The sequence below is a fragment of the Saccharolobus shibatae B12 genome, from assembly GCF_019175345.1.
In the GTDB taxonomy this organism is placed as follows: Archaea; Thermoproteota; Thermoprotei_A; order Sulfolobales; family Sulfolobaceae; genus Saccharolobus; species Saccharolobus shibatae.
Genome location: NZ_CP077717.1, coordinates 1,075,831 through 1,091,885, shown reverse-complemented (window position 1 = coordinate 1,091,885; position 16,055 = coordinate 1,075,831). Strand labels below are relative to the sequence as shown.

Sequence of the window (16,055 nt, the reverse complement as noted above, 5' to 3'; positions counted from 1 at the left end):
ACGATAGGTCAGTCTTTTAATTTTTCCACACTAATTTCAGTTCGTCCCTGCCACATCACTTGATAATCATAAAATCCGGGGGTGACCCTCCTGCGATCATTTTACCCCGGTACTCGGGGATTGGTCTAAAATCACGCAGGCCAATAAAAATTAGTTAAGGATAGGTTAAATTTTTTTACATCTGAAAGCCTCACCCTTATAGTGGGGATGAAGAAAAGTTTATAAGTAAGATAATATGGTGAATTTCTATATACCTCTGCTACCTCTCAAATGAGAGATGTAATTCCGAATCAGTGGGAGAACTTATGATCCACTAAAGGAACCTATATAGAACACCCTCATAGAATGGAGAGGAGATCAGCTTTGATTACTATCCACTATCTCTACTTGTTCCTCTTCCTCATCTTTCTCCTCTTCTAATATCTGCAACTTCTTTAACACCTCCACCAATAATGAATCTAACTGCGCAACTTTAGCCTCTAAAAAGGCTATACTCTCATCATACTTAACGTTCTCCTTTTTCTCTTCATTCTCTTCATCTCTCTCAAAGTCTCCTTCAAGCCCTTTCTTTATAAACAATTTGACTAAATCAGTCATTTGAATTCCTAATTCATCAGCCTTCTGTTTAAGTTCGTCATACATCCACTCTGGTAATGATAAATGTATTGTAGGCATCTCTGTACACTCCTCTAAATATTAATATTGCAGTGGGAGTATATTAATCTTTATTTTCTATTATGTATTCCTCTTTATGGAAGAATCCGGGAATACTGATCCAGAGAATACTTAAACCTTACTGATGACAATTTTATATATGATAAAAGATGAGAGTTGTAACATTTAAGGTAGAAGAAGACCTATTAGAGTTATTGGATAGATACGCTATAAAATACGGTTTAAATAGATCAGAAGCAATAAGGAAAGCCATAGAAAAGATGGTAAGGGACGAGTTATCTAAGGAGAGAGTCCCAGTAGCGAGGGTTGAAAAGATAAAGCTCTAGTAGGATAAAATATACACTAATTTCTTGTTCTCTTCTATCTTTTCATCTATAAGATTGTTTTTCAGATCTATTCCTCTTACCTCATATTTTATATTAGATAAGAACTCTTCTGGAGGGTCTAAAGGCATGTAATGTCCTTTAATCCAATAGTGTATTGGGATTATAATTTTAGGTGAAACTTTATCAATTATCTCTAGTGCTTCCTTGTAATTTATAGTTATTACTCCACCTATGGGTATTAAAAGGACATCTGCTCCATATAATTCCTTATAAATACTTTCGTCTGGAAGGTGACCTATATCTCCAAGATGGACAATCTTCTCACCGTCATTCTTTTGTATCACGTATATGCTATTTTGTCCTCTTAATTTACCGTTATACTTATCATGGTAACTCTTTATTCCCTTTATGGTGTAATTGGCGTAATTTAAAGAGCCATAGAAGTTCATTTTGAGATCTTTGTATTCAAAAATTTGGTATGCGTTATGATCGTAATGATCGTGTGTTATTAAGATTAGATCTACCTTTTTTATATCTGGTTTAGGTAAACCAATACTTCCCCCATCATGCGGGTCAATTAATATTTTATCATCAATTAAAACACAAGAATGTCCAAAATATTTTAGTACCATAAGATCGTTTAAGAATTCATCAATTTAAGTGCAATGTTTTTCGCATCTTCTACTGTTACCTTATTACCAGATTCAGCTAATTTCTTAATCTCAGCTAGGACTATTTTTAATTTATCTTCAGATAGGTATATTCCTTGTTCTTCTAATAATTTCCTTAAACCATGTATCCCACTGTGCTTGCCTAATGCCAATCTTCTGAAATTACCTACTTCTTCTGGCGAAATTGGCTCATATGTGAAGGGGTTTTCTATTACTCCATGAACGTGTATCCCAGATTCGTGACCAAAGGCATTATCTCCAACAATTGCCTTGAAATAGGGCACTGGTACGCCAGTCATTTCAGCCACAAACCTACTTACCTCATACAATTTCCAAGTTTTCACATTTGTCTCATAATTTAGTAATTTCTTTATTCCCATTACTACTTCTTCTAATGATGCGTTCCCAGCTCTCTCACCTATACCGTTTACAGTAACGTGAGCTTGTTTAGCACCAGCGTATACACCGGCTAATGAATTCGCTGTTGCTAAGCCGAAGTCGTTATGGCAGTGAACACTCACTATTATTCTCTCACCTACGAAGTTTACAATTTTCTTTATCATATCATAATACTTGAAAGGATGCATAGTCCCTACTGTGTCTGGTATATTTATCCTTTCTGCCCCTGCTTCTATTGCAGTTCTAATTGCTGTAAACAGGAAGTCCTCTTCAGTTCTTGTTGCGTCTTCTGGGCTAAATTCCACTATCATACCGTGATCTTTTGCGTATTTCACGCTTTCATAGATCTTATTTAGAACCTCCTCTTTTGTCATCTTTAATTTATATTTCATGTGTAATTCTGAAGTGGCTATGAATAAGTGTATACTTGAGATTCCAGTACTTATTGTCTTATCTATATCGTTTTTATTGGATCTAGATAATCCAATTACTTCTACTTGATCCCCTACTTCTTCGAAAATCTTTTTAGTAGCTATGAATTCTCCTTCTGAAGAGGCAGGAAAACCTGCTTCAATTACATCAACGCCTAAATCTGCTAATTTCCTAGCTATCATTATTTTTTGCTCCATTGTTAGATCTATACCGGGAGCTTGCTCACCATCTCTTAAAGTAGTATCAAATATCCTAATTTTTTTAGGCGTAGAGAATACTCATACCTCGTACGCACCATGTAAACTTCGGTATAATGCTATTTAAAACTTACTATTCATCATAATTTAAAACTTGTTCAATTATCATTCTGGCTATTTCTAACTTTTTTCTTTTTATCATCGAAGCTGGTACGTCTCTCTTATAGTATGGTTTAGAGTATTTTCCAATAATTCCGGATTCAAAATCCATGGCATATAATCTTATTTTCCTAGCTCCCATGTACTTTGCTAAAACTACGGCCCTATCTCCGTCAGTGAACCCACCATACAGTTTTAAACGACCAAAAGGCATTACTTGTGAATTCGGAATTACCTTATCCATCTCCTTGACCTTAGGTAGTAAACTGATATTATCACCATGAGCCAACACTACGTATATCGGGTTTTTATGGAAAGTTTGAAGACCATCCAAATCAGTTACCACAATATCAGGGATAACTCCTATATTTATGAGATAGTTTGTGGCACCATCCGCAGCTATTATAACGTCCTCTTCAATCTTATTTATTTTATCCAACTGAGGACTTGCTCCAACTACTGCAATTTCCCTTCCCTTAATTATGTCTCTTAATTCAGACTCATCGTACTCCTTGTTTACTAGATAGTTTAGTATTGATGCAGAAATATAGTCATCCCTTTCTTTAAATCCGAACCAACTCCTTACTATTTTATAAAAGTTCAACCATCCGAACGTACTATAAAGTAAATTATATCACCTTCCTCCTTAATTATGTCAATGTTGAATTTACCTTTTATTGTCTCGAAATATGGATTTTTTAAATTTATCTTAAATATTACATTATTATGAAGCAAGTACTCAATTGCCTCTAATGGATCACTCGAACATGTGTAGGAGTCGAGATCAATCGTGATATTCATCATATATTCTCTCAACCTCTTCTAGAATTTTAGTAATTTCGTCAACCAACATTTCCGCTTCCTTATTCCTTATTATCACAGTTGGAGTTTTCAAAGAGGACTCGTTTATCAAGATTATTGGTATTAGTTTTAGTTCGAGATCCCTTAATTTCTTCTCTATATTACTTTCATTATTAAGCATTATTGTAGTATTCCAAAGGGGTTCATATCTAAATATATCCTTTAAAGCTAACAACACTCTAGCTAAATTTTCTATAGTATCTAAGCTTCTTACCACAGTGTAGTAAAGATCTCCATCCTCAAAGGCTATTTGTGCCTCTTTTAACGTTCTTCTAGCCCTGAGCAAATATTCAGCAGCTACTAGACTTTTATCCATTTTTCTCATCCTCTGAAGAATATAGTACTTTTCCATGATTATTTAGATACTCAATTATTGGTATTTCGTATTCCAATTCCTTAGGAGATAATATTAATCCATAGATTTTAGGTAAATCACCATGGCTTAAGATAAAATTCTTTGTACTCTCCATATTCTTTACCTTATTGTAGAAGAACGAAAATATTTCACCCCTAGCATAGAGTGAGATTTTGGAGACTTTATCTAACACTAATAAATAAATTACCTCCTCATTTTCATCAAATTTTTCAAAGGATTTTCCACCAACTATAATCTTTTTCACATAATCTCCGTACCATTCTATAAAAAGAGAGGATAAGTCCTCAATTACACTTAGAAGTAACTTCATGTTTAATAGTTAGTTACTCAATATAAAAATTATGAATGAAGATGCCGAAAGTTACTTGAAGGAGCGAATTAGTATCACTTTACCAATTCTAAACATATCTGTACCTTGTAATACTACTTGTATTATGATGAGTAAGTATAAACATCTTCTCTCGATAGAGAATTTCAAAGCGCAACTAGAAATATTAGATAGTCTCATTAATTTAATTGAGGATAAAATATACACGCTAAGATATGAGATCGAGGATAAGTTCTCTCACTATAAGGCTAACATTAATATAGATAATTTAGTATATGCGATTTACAAGATGATTGAGGAGGGTGGAAATATGGTTCTAGGCGAAAAGATATATTTCGGAAATAAGGAAGTAGCTTACGGTGATTATACTGTTTTAATAGGCTTCCACAGTCTTGTTGAAAGGATTGTAAAGACTGATTCTAACATTAGATCATTATGTGATGAGATAAGATATTTAAGCGAGTCCACATGGGAACATTTTGACAAGAATATAAGGAGGTCTTTAAATGAAAGTTAGAGTTGGTATTGAAGGAATCACAATGGATTCCGCTCATTATACCTTATCGTCATATGCTGATAGCCAAATTCATGGTCATACGTATATTATTAATGTGGAAGTTGAGGGTGAAGTCAATGAGAAATCTGGATTTGTAGTAGACTTTAACTTACTTAAAAAGATGATTAGAGAGGTAATACAAGAGTGGGATCATAAACTTATCATACCGAAGGTTGACTTAGATAAGTCGAGGTTTGAAGGTCCGTTCAGGGTAGATTACAAGGTAATAGATGCTCCATTTCCCACTGCTGAGTATATAGGTATTGAAATAGCAAAGGACATATATCTAAAACTGAATAAAAAGTACAGAATACTTTTAAAGATATATGAGGGAAAGGACTCTTATGCAATTATAGAGTATCCATAGTCAATAGATCTTTTGTCCATTAGGAGGAGAAAATTAGAAAGCGTAAGCCTATATTGTCAATCCACCTACATTCTTTAGATTCCTTTCTGTTCTTGAAACAAAGAATGGAATTATCGTCAAATCTAAAACACCATTCTTTACCCTGCTCAAGTTGCTTAAATAGCTGATTTATGTTTTTCACACTCTCTTCTTCTCCATTGCACAAATATCCGTAGATCTCATATCTTTTTATGATCAAGTCATGATCAAATACAAATACCCCACCAAATATTGCGGGATAACATAACTTCTTGTCCCTATTCCCGCATGCAATATCTATCCTAAAAGATTTAGATAGTTTTAAGAGAAAGTCCTTTAGATCTTCATCTGCATTCTTGAGCGTAATTATTGGGGGAATTACACTGAAGACAAACGTAATATTATCGATCTCTTTTCTTATCATGCTCGGTATGGAAATTATCATTAATTATCTTTTTGAATAATGGTTTGTCCTGGATATAATTTTTATCGAGTTGGTACGCAATTTCAGCCTTTGCTAGTTCATATCCTATATATACTGCATGCTCTTTGCTAATATCCTTAACTCTTCTAACTAATTCTCTACCGATACTAAGTCCATTTTTCCCTTTTATTGTTACCTTGTTTTTACCTATCCATTTTACTCCAAATCCGTCTTCGCTCACGAAAATTTTAGCGAATCCACTTTTGTCCATTTCTGGCTCTATATACTCATTAACAATTACGTCAGCGCCAAAATTCTCCCTAAATCTTCTCTTATCCTTAAGTACGAGCAAATCTATGCCTATATCTTTAGGAAGCCTATTTTCCTTCAAAGCTATACTTATCATTTTCGTAGCCTGTGATAATTCCCAACTGCTCCACTTCGTTTTCCCCTTTTCCATAATTAGCAAGTTAGAAATTCCCAACTCTCCAGCAATAGCAGAGAGAAGTGCGTTAACTCCCAAACTATCCGCATCAATGAGTTCAGTTACGTTAAGAATTCCCATTAAAATCGGTATATCTTGTAACTTTGTCCTCACGTACTTATACTCAATTATACTATTTACTAACCCTCTTAGAGGTGGTGACAACACTGGATCTGCTATTAACTTATCGAATCCCTTCTGTTTAGCTTTTATAACTAGATCAACAGTTATCTCTCCTCTATTTTCAGTATTGAATGGGGCTACGACAAACGCTGCTTCTTTCCTAATTTCCTCAAGTTCCTCCAGGTTAGTTTCATTTAAGTTAAATACGAATGAAGCTCCAGCTCTTACACCCTCTTTTAATTCCCTAGGCGATTCAGCATCTATTCCAACAACATATCCGTAATCCACCAATTGTTTAACCTTGTTTTTGACTTCATCTAAATCGTAGTGGCCTACCGGAAGACCTAATACTACTACATTAATGTTTTTCCTTAGTCTCTCTAATTTCTCGAATTCTTGCTTATTATCTATTTCCAAAAATATTCTGAAAGGAGGCGGATAAGTTGTAATCTTAACTCCATTTATTTCGAAAGAAATCTTAGCCTCTTCTTCTATTTTTCTTAGCTTCTCCTCTATGTTGTCCATTTTACCTATAATCTTATCAGCGGGTTCTGTTGTAGAAAGTTGTACTCCATTTTTCAAGGCCTCAATTACCCTAGGAAGATCCCAGGCTTCCTCTGTTCCTTTGAACGTTTTCACTCCCGTAACTTCTTCAACAATTTTAGCGTCCCCATATACCATACCAGGTAAAAGTATGTAATCTACATCATATTTCGTCTGCTTCAAGTTCTCTGCTATAAACTTTGTACTCATTAGTGAGGCAACGGGATAGTTAAGCACTTTAATCTCTACCTTTGTATCTTTAATGTTCTTAGCAACTTCAGAAAGTATTGGTGCAGCTAGAGTTCCAGTTACTACTAATACTTTCACACATTTATTCTAGTTTTTTACGGTATTTAATTTCACGTTTTTAGAATCGTTGAACAAAACTCTTAAAATTCGCTTACCAAATATAGTATAGCTATGAGTCTTCTACCAAGAGCTGCAAGTGTAAAACCGGGAGAGAAGTTCGATGTCATAATTGTTGGACTAGGTCCTGCCGCTTATGGTGCTGCATTATATACTGCTAGATATATGCTAAAGACTCTAGTTATAGGAGAAACTCCAGGTGGGCAGTTAACTGAAGCGGGTATAGTTGATGATTATCTTGGCTTAATAGAAATTCAAGCGAGCGATATGATAAAGGTATTTAATAAACACATAGAGAAGTATGAGGTACCCGTCTTGTTGGATATTGTGGAGAAAATTGAAAATAGAGGAGACGGATTTGTAGTGAAAACCAAGAGAAAAGGTGAGTTTAAGGCTGATAGCGTTATCTTAGGGATAGGAGTAAAGAGAAGAAAGTTAGGTGTACCTGGAGAACAAGAGTTTGTAGGAAAGGGTATATCGTACTGCTCAGTCTGCGATGCCCCATTATTTAAGAACAGAGTCGTTGCAGTTGTCGGAGGAGGGGATTCCGCGTTAGAGGGAGCTGAGATATTATCTAGTTATTCTACTAAAGTCTATTTAATACATAGAAGAGATAGTTTTAAGGCGCAACCAATTTATGTTGAAACAGTTAAGAAAAAACCAAATGTTGAATTTGTACTTAATTCAGTAGTGAAGGAAATTAATGGAGATAAGGTTGTTAGACAAGTAGTTGTGGAGAATTTGAAAACCGGTGAGATTAAGGAGTTGAATGTAAACGGTGTGTTTGTAGAAATAGGATTTGACCCTCCAACAGATTTCGCCAAGAGCAATGGGATAGAGACTGATACAAACGGATATATTAAAGTAGATGAATGGATGAGGACTAGTGTACCAGGGATATTTGCAGCAGGAGACTGTACGTCAATGTGGTTAGGGTTTAGACAAGTTATTACTTCAGTAGCTCAAGGTGCTGTGGCTGCGACTTCAGCTTATAGATATGTGACAGAAAAGAAGGGTAAGAAATGATCGATTTAGTAAATAAAATCGCTATCAGCGCAACGAAATATTTAAATGAGATAAAGGATGAAAAAGATCTAGATAAGGTAGTTGGATTTCACTCGGGAGACACTACACGAGTAATTGATAAGAAGTCTGAGGAGTATATTTTTCAGTTATTAAATGATACTGGACTAAAATTTAAGTTCGTTTCTGAGGAATCCGGTGTTATAATACCATCAAATGGTTATGATTATATTGCGTTAATCGACCCATTGGATGGCAGTAACAATTTTGTACTTGGTGTACCGTGGTATTCTATATCAGTGGCTATTTATGGCAAAAGTGCAAAAGGTTTGTTAGATTCGCTAGGGGGATTCGTTTCACATATTTCAATTGATAAGATATATTTGTACGATACTTCTACTGCATATTTGAATGGATCTCCCTTAAAGATTGAAATGATTGGCAATTCGCCCTCAAATGTTGTAATTACGTATTTTGATGAGAGAGGCATAGATAAGACATTAAAGATTCTCTCAGTTCTAAAGGGATATAAGATTAGAAGCTTTGGTAGCGCATCATTAGATATGATTCTAACTTGCATTGGCAAGGCAAAATTATATTTTGACATTAGAGGAAAGTTAAGAAACATTGATATTGCAGCTTCAGCCAACTTTTGCAAAAGATTGAACTCTATTCCGTCTACATTGAATGGTAAAGAAATAAGTATTGGAATAGATGATATATATAAAATAGATGAAATTATTGTATCTCGTGATCAGATTTTGATGAAGAACGTTTACTCAATCTTTTCTTAACTGATGGATGTATTTTATTAAGTGCCTCTATTAGGTCTTCCTTAGTTAACGTTCTATTGCTTTCTCCTCTCAAGATGCTCTTTAACACTTTCATCTTAGCCTCTCTCGCTAATGCAGACAAGTCAGCCCCTGAATAACCTTCCGTCTGCTCTGCTAAAAATCCACAATCTACTTTTTCGCATTCCTCTTTTCCAATATATTTCATTAGTATATCTAGCCTCTCTTCCCTATTTGGAAGTGGCATATGAATAATTTTATCAAATCTGCCTGGTCTCAATAGGGCTGGATCTATGGCTTTTAATCTATTTGTAGTCCCTATTACAACTACTTCCTTCAAACTTCTTATTCCATCCATCTCTGTTAACAGTTGATTAACAATTTTTGAAGAATCTGTATAACTCTTATAGTTTCTTTTAGATGCAATTGCATCTAGCTCGTCTAATAAAACTATTGCGGGCTTGTTTTCTCTCGCTCTGTTAAATACTTCCTTAATTGCTGCTATTGCACCCTCGTACCCTTTATACATAATCTCAGCTCCACTTAACGCAATTAACTTGACGTTAAGTGTTTTAGCCAATGCCTTAGCCATCATGGTCTTACCTACACCCGGGGGTCCGTAAAGTAATATTCCCCTAATTGGAGGAACTTTCAATTGTTCCAATAATTTATAGTGATATAATTGTAACTCTAACAATTCTTTTAATTCAGTCTTTATCTCGTTATAGCCTCCTATATCATTCAAAGTTAATTTCTCTTCTAGCTCATTTTCCTCTTCTCCTTTACGTACCCTTCTTTCAAAATCAAGTCTGAATTTCTCATAATCTTCTATCATTTGTAGCGTTATACTAGGCTTATATTTTTTGATCAACTCAATGAAATCTGCCATAGTTATTTTCCTATCTGTACCTTTTTCTATTGCTTCAGATGCGACTTTCCTCGCTGCCTCTTGACATAAATTAGCCAAATCCGCTCCACTATACCTCTCAGTAATTTCAGCTAATTTATCAAAGTCCACATCTTCAGCCAACGGTTTCCCTTTACAATGTATTTGTAAAATTTGTTTCCTAGCCTCTTTGTTAGGTGGACCAATGTAAATTAATTTATCAAATCTGCCAGCTCTGAGCAATGCCTTATCTAACATTTGAGGAACATTGGTAGACCCTACTACTATTACTCCATCTTCACTATGTAATCCATCAATTTCCGATAACATTAGGGATAATAATCTAGGTGTTACAGAGTCGCCAGTGTGTGACTCTCTTTTAACGCCTATTGTATCTATTTCATCAAAGAAAAGGATACATGGAGCGTTTTTTCTAGCATTATTAAACAACTCCCTTAATCTAGCCTCACTTTCTCCATACCATTTACTCATAATATCGCTTATGTTAACGTAGAGGAAATTCAATTTAGATTCGTTAGCTAATGCTCTCATCATCATAGTTTTTCCACAACCTGGTGGGCCAAACAATAACATCCCTTTAGGTGGTTTTAAGCCATATTTCATTGCCACGTCCCTATTTTTTAAGGGTAATTCTATGTATTCTCTTATCTCTTTTTTAGCATCCTCATATCCCCCTATATCATCCCAGGTTATCTTTTTATCCTCTATCTCGACTTTTTTCTTCTGTGATTTATTCTGTAATTGTAAAGCTTTATCGGAATAGGCGAATTTAGCAGTAGATTTTCCAAAAATCTTCATGAGTATGATTACTAGTACTGCTAAGCTAATAAATATAATCGCTAAGTTAAGTACGGGTTCTATCAACTTAAATCAAGAGTAATATCTGCCTTTATGATTATAAGCTTATTTCAAAAATTTTTATCTAGAAAAGGACTCAATTAGTATCTACTTGTAAATACCTTTTCTTAGATCTTCTAGAATTTTAACGTGAGCATTATAACCAGGAGCGCCGGTAACACCTCCACCAGGATGAGTCCCAGATCCACAAAGGTAAAGTCCCTTTATTGGCGTTTTATAATCACTATAACCTATTAATGGCCGGAAGAAGTATAATTGATCTGGAGTCATGTCCAAGTGGAAAATATTCCCTCCATTAATTCCAAATCTCCTCTCAATGTCTAATGGTGTTAAAACCTCATATTTAATAGGTTTGAAATTAGGTGCAAATTCCCTAATTTTCTCAAAAGTTATTTCAGCAATTTTATCTTTCATTTCATCATTTTTCTTAATATCGTAAACCAAATATTGCCCAAATATGGAGAAGGAGAACTTACCTTGAGGGGCTACTGTAGGGTCTACGGAGGACTGAATGTTAATGGAAAGCCAAGGTTCCCTAGAGTATCCTAATGTTCTAGCATCGTCATAAGCTTTCTCTATGTATTTCATGTTTGGCATTATCAATTCAGAAGCTACATGTTCTGGTAATAGGCTCTTGCCATTACCAAAATCTGGTAATTCCTCTAAATATCCAACGATCTTAAATGATATACCAATGTTTTTCAAAGATCTTACCCTTCTAATGAAATCTTCCTCTAACTCAGCATTTCTTAAAAGTTTAAAGAACGTTGTTTTAGGATCAGCATTTGAAACGACAATTTTAGCGTTTATTATTTTTCCACTTTTCAGTTTGATACCTTTTACCTTTCCATTTTTTACCAATATCTCATCAACTTCTGCATTAGTGTAAATCTCAACCCCAAGGTGTTCAGCTGATCTTTTAAGAGCTTGAGTTACACCTCCCATTCCTCCTTCTACGTAACCCCAAGCTCCTTTCACGCCATTTACTTCACCTATAACATGATGAGCAAGCACATATGCCGTTCCCGGAGTTGAGGGTGAGGCAAAGGTTCCTACTACAGAGTCTTCTGCCAATGCTGACTTAACTTCATCTGTTTCGAAATACTCGTCAAGTAATGATTTCGCATCTTGTATGAAAGTTCTTAAGAAACTTAGCGCTAATTCTTCATTCACGTTTCCCTTAAACATATCAAGTAAGTTCTTAGCCTCATCTATATGTGGAGGAGGGTTTAACATCAAGAAATCTGCCATCTCAGCGAATACGTCCCAGAATTTAACCCATTTTTCATAATTCTTTGCATCGTTTTTCGAGAACTTTTCTATTTCTTTCTTAGTTTTTTCTAGACTTGACCAAATGTATAATTTTTTACCGTTTTCAAATGGCAAAAATAATCCCGGATCTTTTAAATAAACCTTTAATCCAAACTCTCTTAGTTTTAATTCCTCTATTATCTTAGGTCTCAATAGGCTAAGCACATAAGCACCAGTGGAAACTTTGATACCTTGCCATAACTCCTCAGTAATCGACGCACCACCTACTATTTCCCTTCTCTCAAATACAGCCACTTTTAGTCCAGCCTTGGCTAGATATGCTGCTGTGACTAGTCCATTATGCCCCCCACCAATAATTGCTACATCTATCATTTAACTCGCCTGATAGTTAGCCATACTAGAAATCCTATTGCAACTCCTAAAGCCCCAAATCCTATGGAGATATATGTAAATGTTTCAATCGTTTGAACAAGTGGTGTTATAGTTTTTGTGGCCGTAGCCAATACTGTTATGGGTAACATTAACTTAAACTTAAAAATAAATACTTATAACCTTATTGCAAATATGGATCTGATATTACCAGACTATTATGGAGAGAATATTTACACGTTATCTTGTTTTATAGCTGAATACCTTGGAGTTCAGAGGCAATGTTTGAATAAGATGAATTTAAACGTTAATAGTAAATTGGTTTTAGCATTATTTGATGGTCTAGGTTGGAATATATTTAATCAAACTGGGGTAAATTTACAAGCAACAAAGATAACAAGTGTTTTTCCATCCACAACATCTACTGTATTGACAACATTATTCACCGCATCAACGCCTGGTGAGCATGGCGTTTTAGGTTATAATACCTTCTCAAAGAGGTTAGGAGGAATCGTAAATACTCTACGTTATACTTATCCTACGGTAAGTGATAGAGATTCCATAAGAGATTCCGTACCTTTTTCTTCATCGTTTCCTTATGTTAAAGGCTATTTGAAAGAAGTTCAAGGTAAGAAGACTATATCCATAGTGCCTAAGGGAATTGAAAATACCGAGTTTAGCAATGCTACACATGGAGCTTCTGGTGAGTCGAAAACTTATGTTAACTTTTGGGATGCATTTTATCAGCTCTCACAGATTTTACAACAAGACGCATATGACTTTATCTACTTCTACGTTCCGGATGTGGATACTTTATCTCATAAATATGGGCCGTATACAGATCCTACCATTAAATCCGCAAGAGATATTCTGATCAGCATCTCAGAGATTTCACAAAAACATAAGAAATATAGTTTTATAATAACAGCAGATCATGGTCACGTTCCAGTTTCTGAAACTATACTCTTCAACAATGACCAAGACCTACTTAATATGCTTGATGTTCCTCCATACGGAGACTCCAGGGCAATATTTTTAAGAACCAGATATGACGTTTCAACCTATCTCAGCAGAAAGTATGAAAGTCTTAAAATATTTGGAAAAACCGATTTCGAAAAACTATTAGGAAAAATTAATGATGTTTCCGTCTTACCTGACTACATTGCAGTTCCTACCGATTACCGAGCATTCATATTTATTTTTAAGGAAAAAGACGAGTATGATAAACTTAAAGGGCATCATGGAGGACTATTGCAAGAGGAATTTGAGATACCTTTGGTGGTCTTGAATGGTTGAATATCATATTCCATCATGGGACGAAATAGAAGACGCGGTTTTTTCGATAGGTGAAGCATTAGTTAAAAATAATTATATTCCAGATGTTCTGGTCGCGGTATTGACGGGTGGAATTGTACCAGCTAAACTTCTTTCTGACTTATTAGATTTGAAAGTAATAAGGTATATAGATATAAAATTTTATCGTAGCGTTGGAAAAACTGAAAGTAAGCCAGTCATCAGATCTGTATACACTGATTCTTTAGAGGGGAAGAAAGTCCTAGTAGTTGATGATGTTGCTGATACCGGCGAAACCTTGGAGGCGGTTAGTAATGTTATAACCATGTTTAATCCAGCTAAAGTAATGACTGCAACTTTATACTTAAAACCTTGGTCCAAGAGGGTTCCGGATTTCTATTACAAACAAATTGATAAGTGGATAATTTTCCCATGGGATAAATGGGATGTTGTTAGGGAAAATAATGATGTTCCCGTTAACAAAAAGGAGAGATTCTTCGACTTGTATAATCAATTATTAAAGATCAGAAAATAGAAGGTTCTTTATATTCTCCCCAAATATCTCGTAAAACACCACTGGTCTCCCCTACTGTTGCCCCTGCCCTTATGGCATCAATCATGTATGGGAACAAATTCTCATTCTCTTTTTCAGCAACTTTCCGTAGATTATTGAGACTATCCCTAACTTTCATGCTGTCTCTTTCTTGTTTATACTTCTTTAACCTTGAAATAACCCTCTCCCTAACCTCTGGATTTACTCTAAATATTTCAGTTGTTCCAATCCACTCTGGTTCATAATACATATTAACACCAACTTTTCCGAGGTCACCCTCTTCTATTCTCTTCTGTATTCTATACGCGCTTTCAGCTATCTGCGCTTGCGGATACCCATTTTCTATGGCTTTTATCATACCACCCATTTTTTCTACTTGGTCTATAATCTTCCACGCTCTCTCCTCTATTTCATCGGTCAGCCACTCTATGTAATATGAGCCTCCCAATGGATCCGCTACATCGGCAGCTCCACTCTCATTCGCTATTATCTGCTGAACTCTTATTGCAATCTTAGCGGCTTTCTCAGTGGGTAACGCTAATGCTTCATCATATGAATTAACGTGCAAGCTTTGGGTTCCACCCAATACAGCGGCTAATGCTTGTAATGTAGTCCTTATAATGTTTATTTCCGGCTGTTGTGCAGTTAATTCAGCCCCTCCAGTTTGTGTATGGAACCTTAACATCATTGACTCAAGTTTCTTAGCGTTAAACATTTCTTTCATTATTTTCGCCCACATTCTTCGGGCAGCTCTAAATTTAGCAACTTCCTCGAATATATCTGAGTAAGCTGCGAAGAAGAAGGATAAATGTGGTGCAAATTCGTCCACGCTAATCCCTCTCTCCATCGTTTTTCTGACATACTCCATACCATCCGCCAATGTAAACGCTAATTCCAATACCGCATCCGCCCCAGCTTCTCTTATGTGATATCCACTTATGCTTATTGGATGCCATTTTGGTAAGTATTTAGCGGAGTATTCGATAATGTCGATAGCGTATCTCATTGAGGGCGAAGGTGTGTATATGAAGTTCTTTCTAGCTATATACTCTTTTAAAATATCATTTTGAACTGTACCATCTAAAACATTCTTGTCAATATTTCTACTTTCGGCAGTAGTAATCAGCATTGAGAGTAATTCCATGGCGGTGGCGTTTATAGTCATTGAAGTAGAAACCTTGTCGAGGGGTATTCCGGACATTACCATATCCATTTCCTTCCAATGGAACATGGAGACCCCAACAACTCCAACCTCTGTGTAAGCTAATTCATGATCTGGGTCTAATCCCAATTGGGTAGGTAAATCAAAGGCCATACTTAAACCGGTTTGTCCTGCTTCCAATAATTTCCTAAACCTCGAATTCGTTTCCTCTGCAGATCCAAAGCCTGCATATTGTCTAATTGTCCAAATCCTTCCTCTGTACATGTTAGGATAAATTCCCCTTGTGAATGGATACTCACCCGGTAATCCCAACTTTTCCATGTAATTGCCTTTGACATCCAATGGAGTATAAACTGGTTTAATATGTATTCCGGAAAACGTTTTGAATTCCTTTTTCCTCTCTCCCCTCTTCTTCACCCAACTTAAATAGACCTTTTCTTCCCATTCCTTAATTCTATCTTCAAGATCCATATTATGTTTAAATCCTATAAACAGTATATAACTTTTTCTTTAGGACAAAAC

The 16,055-nt window shown here is 35.5% G+C and carries 20 protein-coding genes; 7 read left to right on the top strand and 13 right to left on the bottom strand.

Annotated elements, in window-relative coordinates; all coding sequences use genetic code 11:
• Positions 1-357: 357 nt before the first annotated feature.
• Positions 358-675 carry a hypothetical protein gene (locus J5U23_RS06100; RefSeq protein ID WP_218259922.1) on the bottom strand — a complete coding sequence of 106 codons (318 nt, stop codon included), beginning with the start codon at positions 673-675 and terminating at the stop codon, positions 358-360.
• A 149-nt stretch (positions 676-824) separates the two neighbouring features.
• Between J5U23_RS06100 and J5U23_RS06095 the strand changes: the two genes are divergently transcribed.
• Complete coding sequence (locus J5U23_RS06095; RefSeq protein ID WP_009989429.1) at positions 825-1,001, top strand: ribbon-helix-helix protein, CopG family; 177 nt, start codon at positions 825-827, stop codon at positions 999-1,001.
• On the opposite strand, the gene J5U23_RS06090 is transcribed toward J5U23_RS06095, so the two are convergent.
• The 6 genes from J5U23_RS06090 to J5U23_RS06065 form a co-directional block, all read right to left on the bottom strand.
• Positions 998-1,633: an MBL fold metallo-hydrolase gene (locus J5U23_RS06090; RefSeq protein WP_218267270.1), complete on the bottom strand. Its 636-nt coding sequence runs from the start codon at positions 1,631-1,633 to the stop codon at positions 998-1,000. The genes J5U23_RS06095 and J5U23_RS06090 overlap by 4 nt on opposite strands.
• A gap of 8 nt (positions 1,634-1,641) precedes the next feature.
• Positions 1,642-2,754: an isopropylmalate synthase gene (locus J5U23_RS06085; RefSeq protein ID WP_218267503.1), complete on the bottom strand. Its 1,113-nt coding sequence runs from the start codon at positions 2,752-2,754 to the stop codon at positions 1,642-1,644.
• A gap of 79 nt (positions 2,755-2,833) precedes the next feature.
• A complete protein-coding gene (locus tag J5U23_RS06080; RefSeq protein WP_218259920.1) occupies positions 2,834-3,463 on the bottom strand; it encodes a 6-hydroxymethylpterin diphosphokinase MptE-like protein in 630 nt (209 codons plus the stop codon).
• The gene (locus J5U23_RS06075; RefSeq protein ID WP_218261561.1) at positions 3,460-3,660 is read right to left on the bottom strand and encodes a hypothetical protein; all 201 of its coding nucleotides are present in this window, start codon (positions 3,658-3,660) and stop codon (positions 3,460-3,462) included. Before J5U23_RS06075 ends, J5U23_RS06080 begins: the two co-directional genes overlap by 4 nt.
• Entirely contained in the window at positions 3,644-4,036 is a 393-nt protein-coding gene (locus J5U23_RS06070) for a hypothetical protein (RefSeq protein WP_218259919.1), read from the bottom strand. Before J5U23_RS06070 ends, J5U23_RS06075 begins: the two co-directional genes overlap by 17 nt.
• A complete protein-coding gene (locus J5U23_RS06065) occupies positions 4,029-4,406 on the bottom strand; it encodes a hypothetical protein (protein ID WP_218259918.1) in 378 nt (125 codons plus the stop codon). The genes J5U23_RS06070 and J5U23_RS06065 overlap by 8 nt, the downstream gene beginning before the upstream one ends.
• 31 nt (positions 4,407-4,437) lie before the next feature.
• Between J5U23_RS06065 and J5U23_RS06060 the strand changes: the two genes are divergently transcribed.
• Positions 4,438-4,941: a hypothetical protein gene (locus tag J5U23_RS06060; protein ID WP_218259917.1), complete on the top strand. Its 504-nt coding sequence runs from the start codon at positions 4,438-4,440 to the stop codon at positions 4,939-4,941.
• Positions 4,931-5,347, top strand: a complete 417-nt coding sequence (locus J5U23_RS06055; RefSeq protein ID WP_218259916.1) for a 6-pyruvoyl trahydropterin synthase family protein — start codon at positions 4,931-4,933, stop codon at positions 5,345-5,347. Before J5U23_RS06060 ends, J5U23_RS06055 begins: the two co-directional genes overlap by 11 nt.
• A gap of 19 nt (positions 5,348-5,366) precedes the next feature.
• On the opposite strand, the gene J5U23_RS06050 is transcribed toward J5U23_RS06055, so the two are convergent.
• Both J5U23_RS06050 and J5U23_RS06045 read right to left on the bottom strand, forming a co-directional pair.
• The gene (locus J5U23_RS06050; protein WP_218259915.1) at positions 5,367-5,810 is read right to left on the bottom strand and encodes a hypothetical protein; all 444 of its coding nucleotides are present in this window, start codon (positions 5,808-5,810) and stop codon (positions 5,367-5,369) included.
• The gene (locus tag J5U23_RS06045) at positions 5,767-7,266 is read right to left on the bottom strand and encodes a dihydropteroate synthase-like protein (RefSeq protein WP_218261407.1); all 1,500 of its coding nucleotides are present in this window, start codon (positions 7,264-7,266) and stop codon (positions 5,767-5,769) included. The genes J5U23_RS06050 and J5U23_RS06045 overlap by 44 nt, the downstream gene beginning before the upstream one ends.
• A gap of 93 nt (positions 7,267-7,359) precedes the next feature.
• Between J5U23_RS06045 and trxB the strand changes: the two genes are divergently transcribed.
• On the top strand, positions 7,360-8,331 hold the full coding sequence (gene trxB, locus J5U23_RS06040) for a thioredoxin-disulfide reductase (protein ID WP_218267269.1): 972 nt from the start codon (positions 7,360-7,362) through the stop codon (positions 8,329-8,331).
• Positions 8,328-9,122 (top strand): inositol monophosphatase family protein, encoded by a 795-nt coding sequence (locus J5U23_RS06035; protein ID WP_218259912.1) that lies wholly within the window; start codon positions 8,328-8,330, stop codon positions 9,120-9,122. The genes trxB and J5U23_RS06035 overlap by 4 nt, the downstream gene beginning before the upstream one ends.
• Here the strand turns inward: J5U23_RS06035 and J5U23_RS06030 are convergent.
• From J5U23_RS06030 to J5U23_RS06020, 3 genes are all read right to left on the bottom strand, one after another.
• Positions 9,067-10,890, bottom strand: a complete 1,824-nt coding sequence (locus J5U23_RS06030; RefSeq protein ID WP_218259911.1) for an AAA family ATPase — start codon at positions 10,888-10,890, stop codon at positions 9,067-9,069. The genes J5U23_RS06035 and J5U23_RS06030 overlap by 56 nt on opposite strands.
• A gap of 81 nt (positions 10,891-10,971) precedes the next feature.
• A complete protein-coding gene (locus J5U23_RS06025; protein ID WP_218267268.1) occupies positions 10,972-12,528 on the bottom strand; it encodes a phytoene desaturase family protein in 1,557 nt (518 codons plus the stop codon).
• Positions 12,525-12,677 (bottom strand): hypothetical protein, encoded by a 153-nt coding sequence (locus J5U23_RS06020; RefSeq protein WP_218267267.1) that lies wholly within the window; start codon positions 12,675-12,677, stop codon positions 12,525-12,527. The genes J5U23_RS06025 and J5U23_RS06020 overlap by 4 nt, the downstream gene beginning before the upstream one ends.
• Between J5U23_RS06020 and J5U23_RS06015 the strand changes: the two genes are divergently transcribed.
• Both J5U23_RS06015 and J5U23_RS06010 read left to right on the top strand, forming a co-directional pair.
• Positions 12,667-13,821: an alkaline phosphatase family protein gene (locus J5U23_RS06015; RefSeq protein ID WP_218267266.1), complete on the top strand. Its 1,155-nt coding sequence runs from the start codon at positions 12,667-12,669 to the stop codon at positions 13,819-13,821. The two genes, J5U23_RS06020 and J5U23_RS06015, sit on opposite strands and share 11 nt — an antisense overlap.
• Positions 13,814-14,353 carry a phosphoribosyltransferase gene (locus tag J5U23_RS06010; RefSeq protein WP_218261404.1) on the top strand — a complete coding sequence of 180 codons (540 nt, stop codon included), beginning with the start codon at positions 13,814-13,816 and terminating at the stop codon, positions 14,351-14,353. The genes J5U23_RS06015 and J5U23_RS06010 overlap by 8 nt, the downstream gene beginning before the upstream one ends.
• Here J5U23_RS06010 and J5U23_RS06005 read toward each other — a convergent pair.
• A complete protein-coding gene (locus tag J5U23_RS06005) occupies positions 14,343-16,004 on the bottom strand; it encodes a methylmalonyl-CoA mutase family protein (protein WP_218261403.1) in 1,662 nt (553 codons plus the stop codon). The genes J5U23_RS06010 and J5U23_RS06005 overlap by 11 nt on opposite strands.
• Positions 16,005-16,055 lie beyond the last annotated feature (51 nt).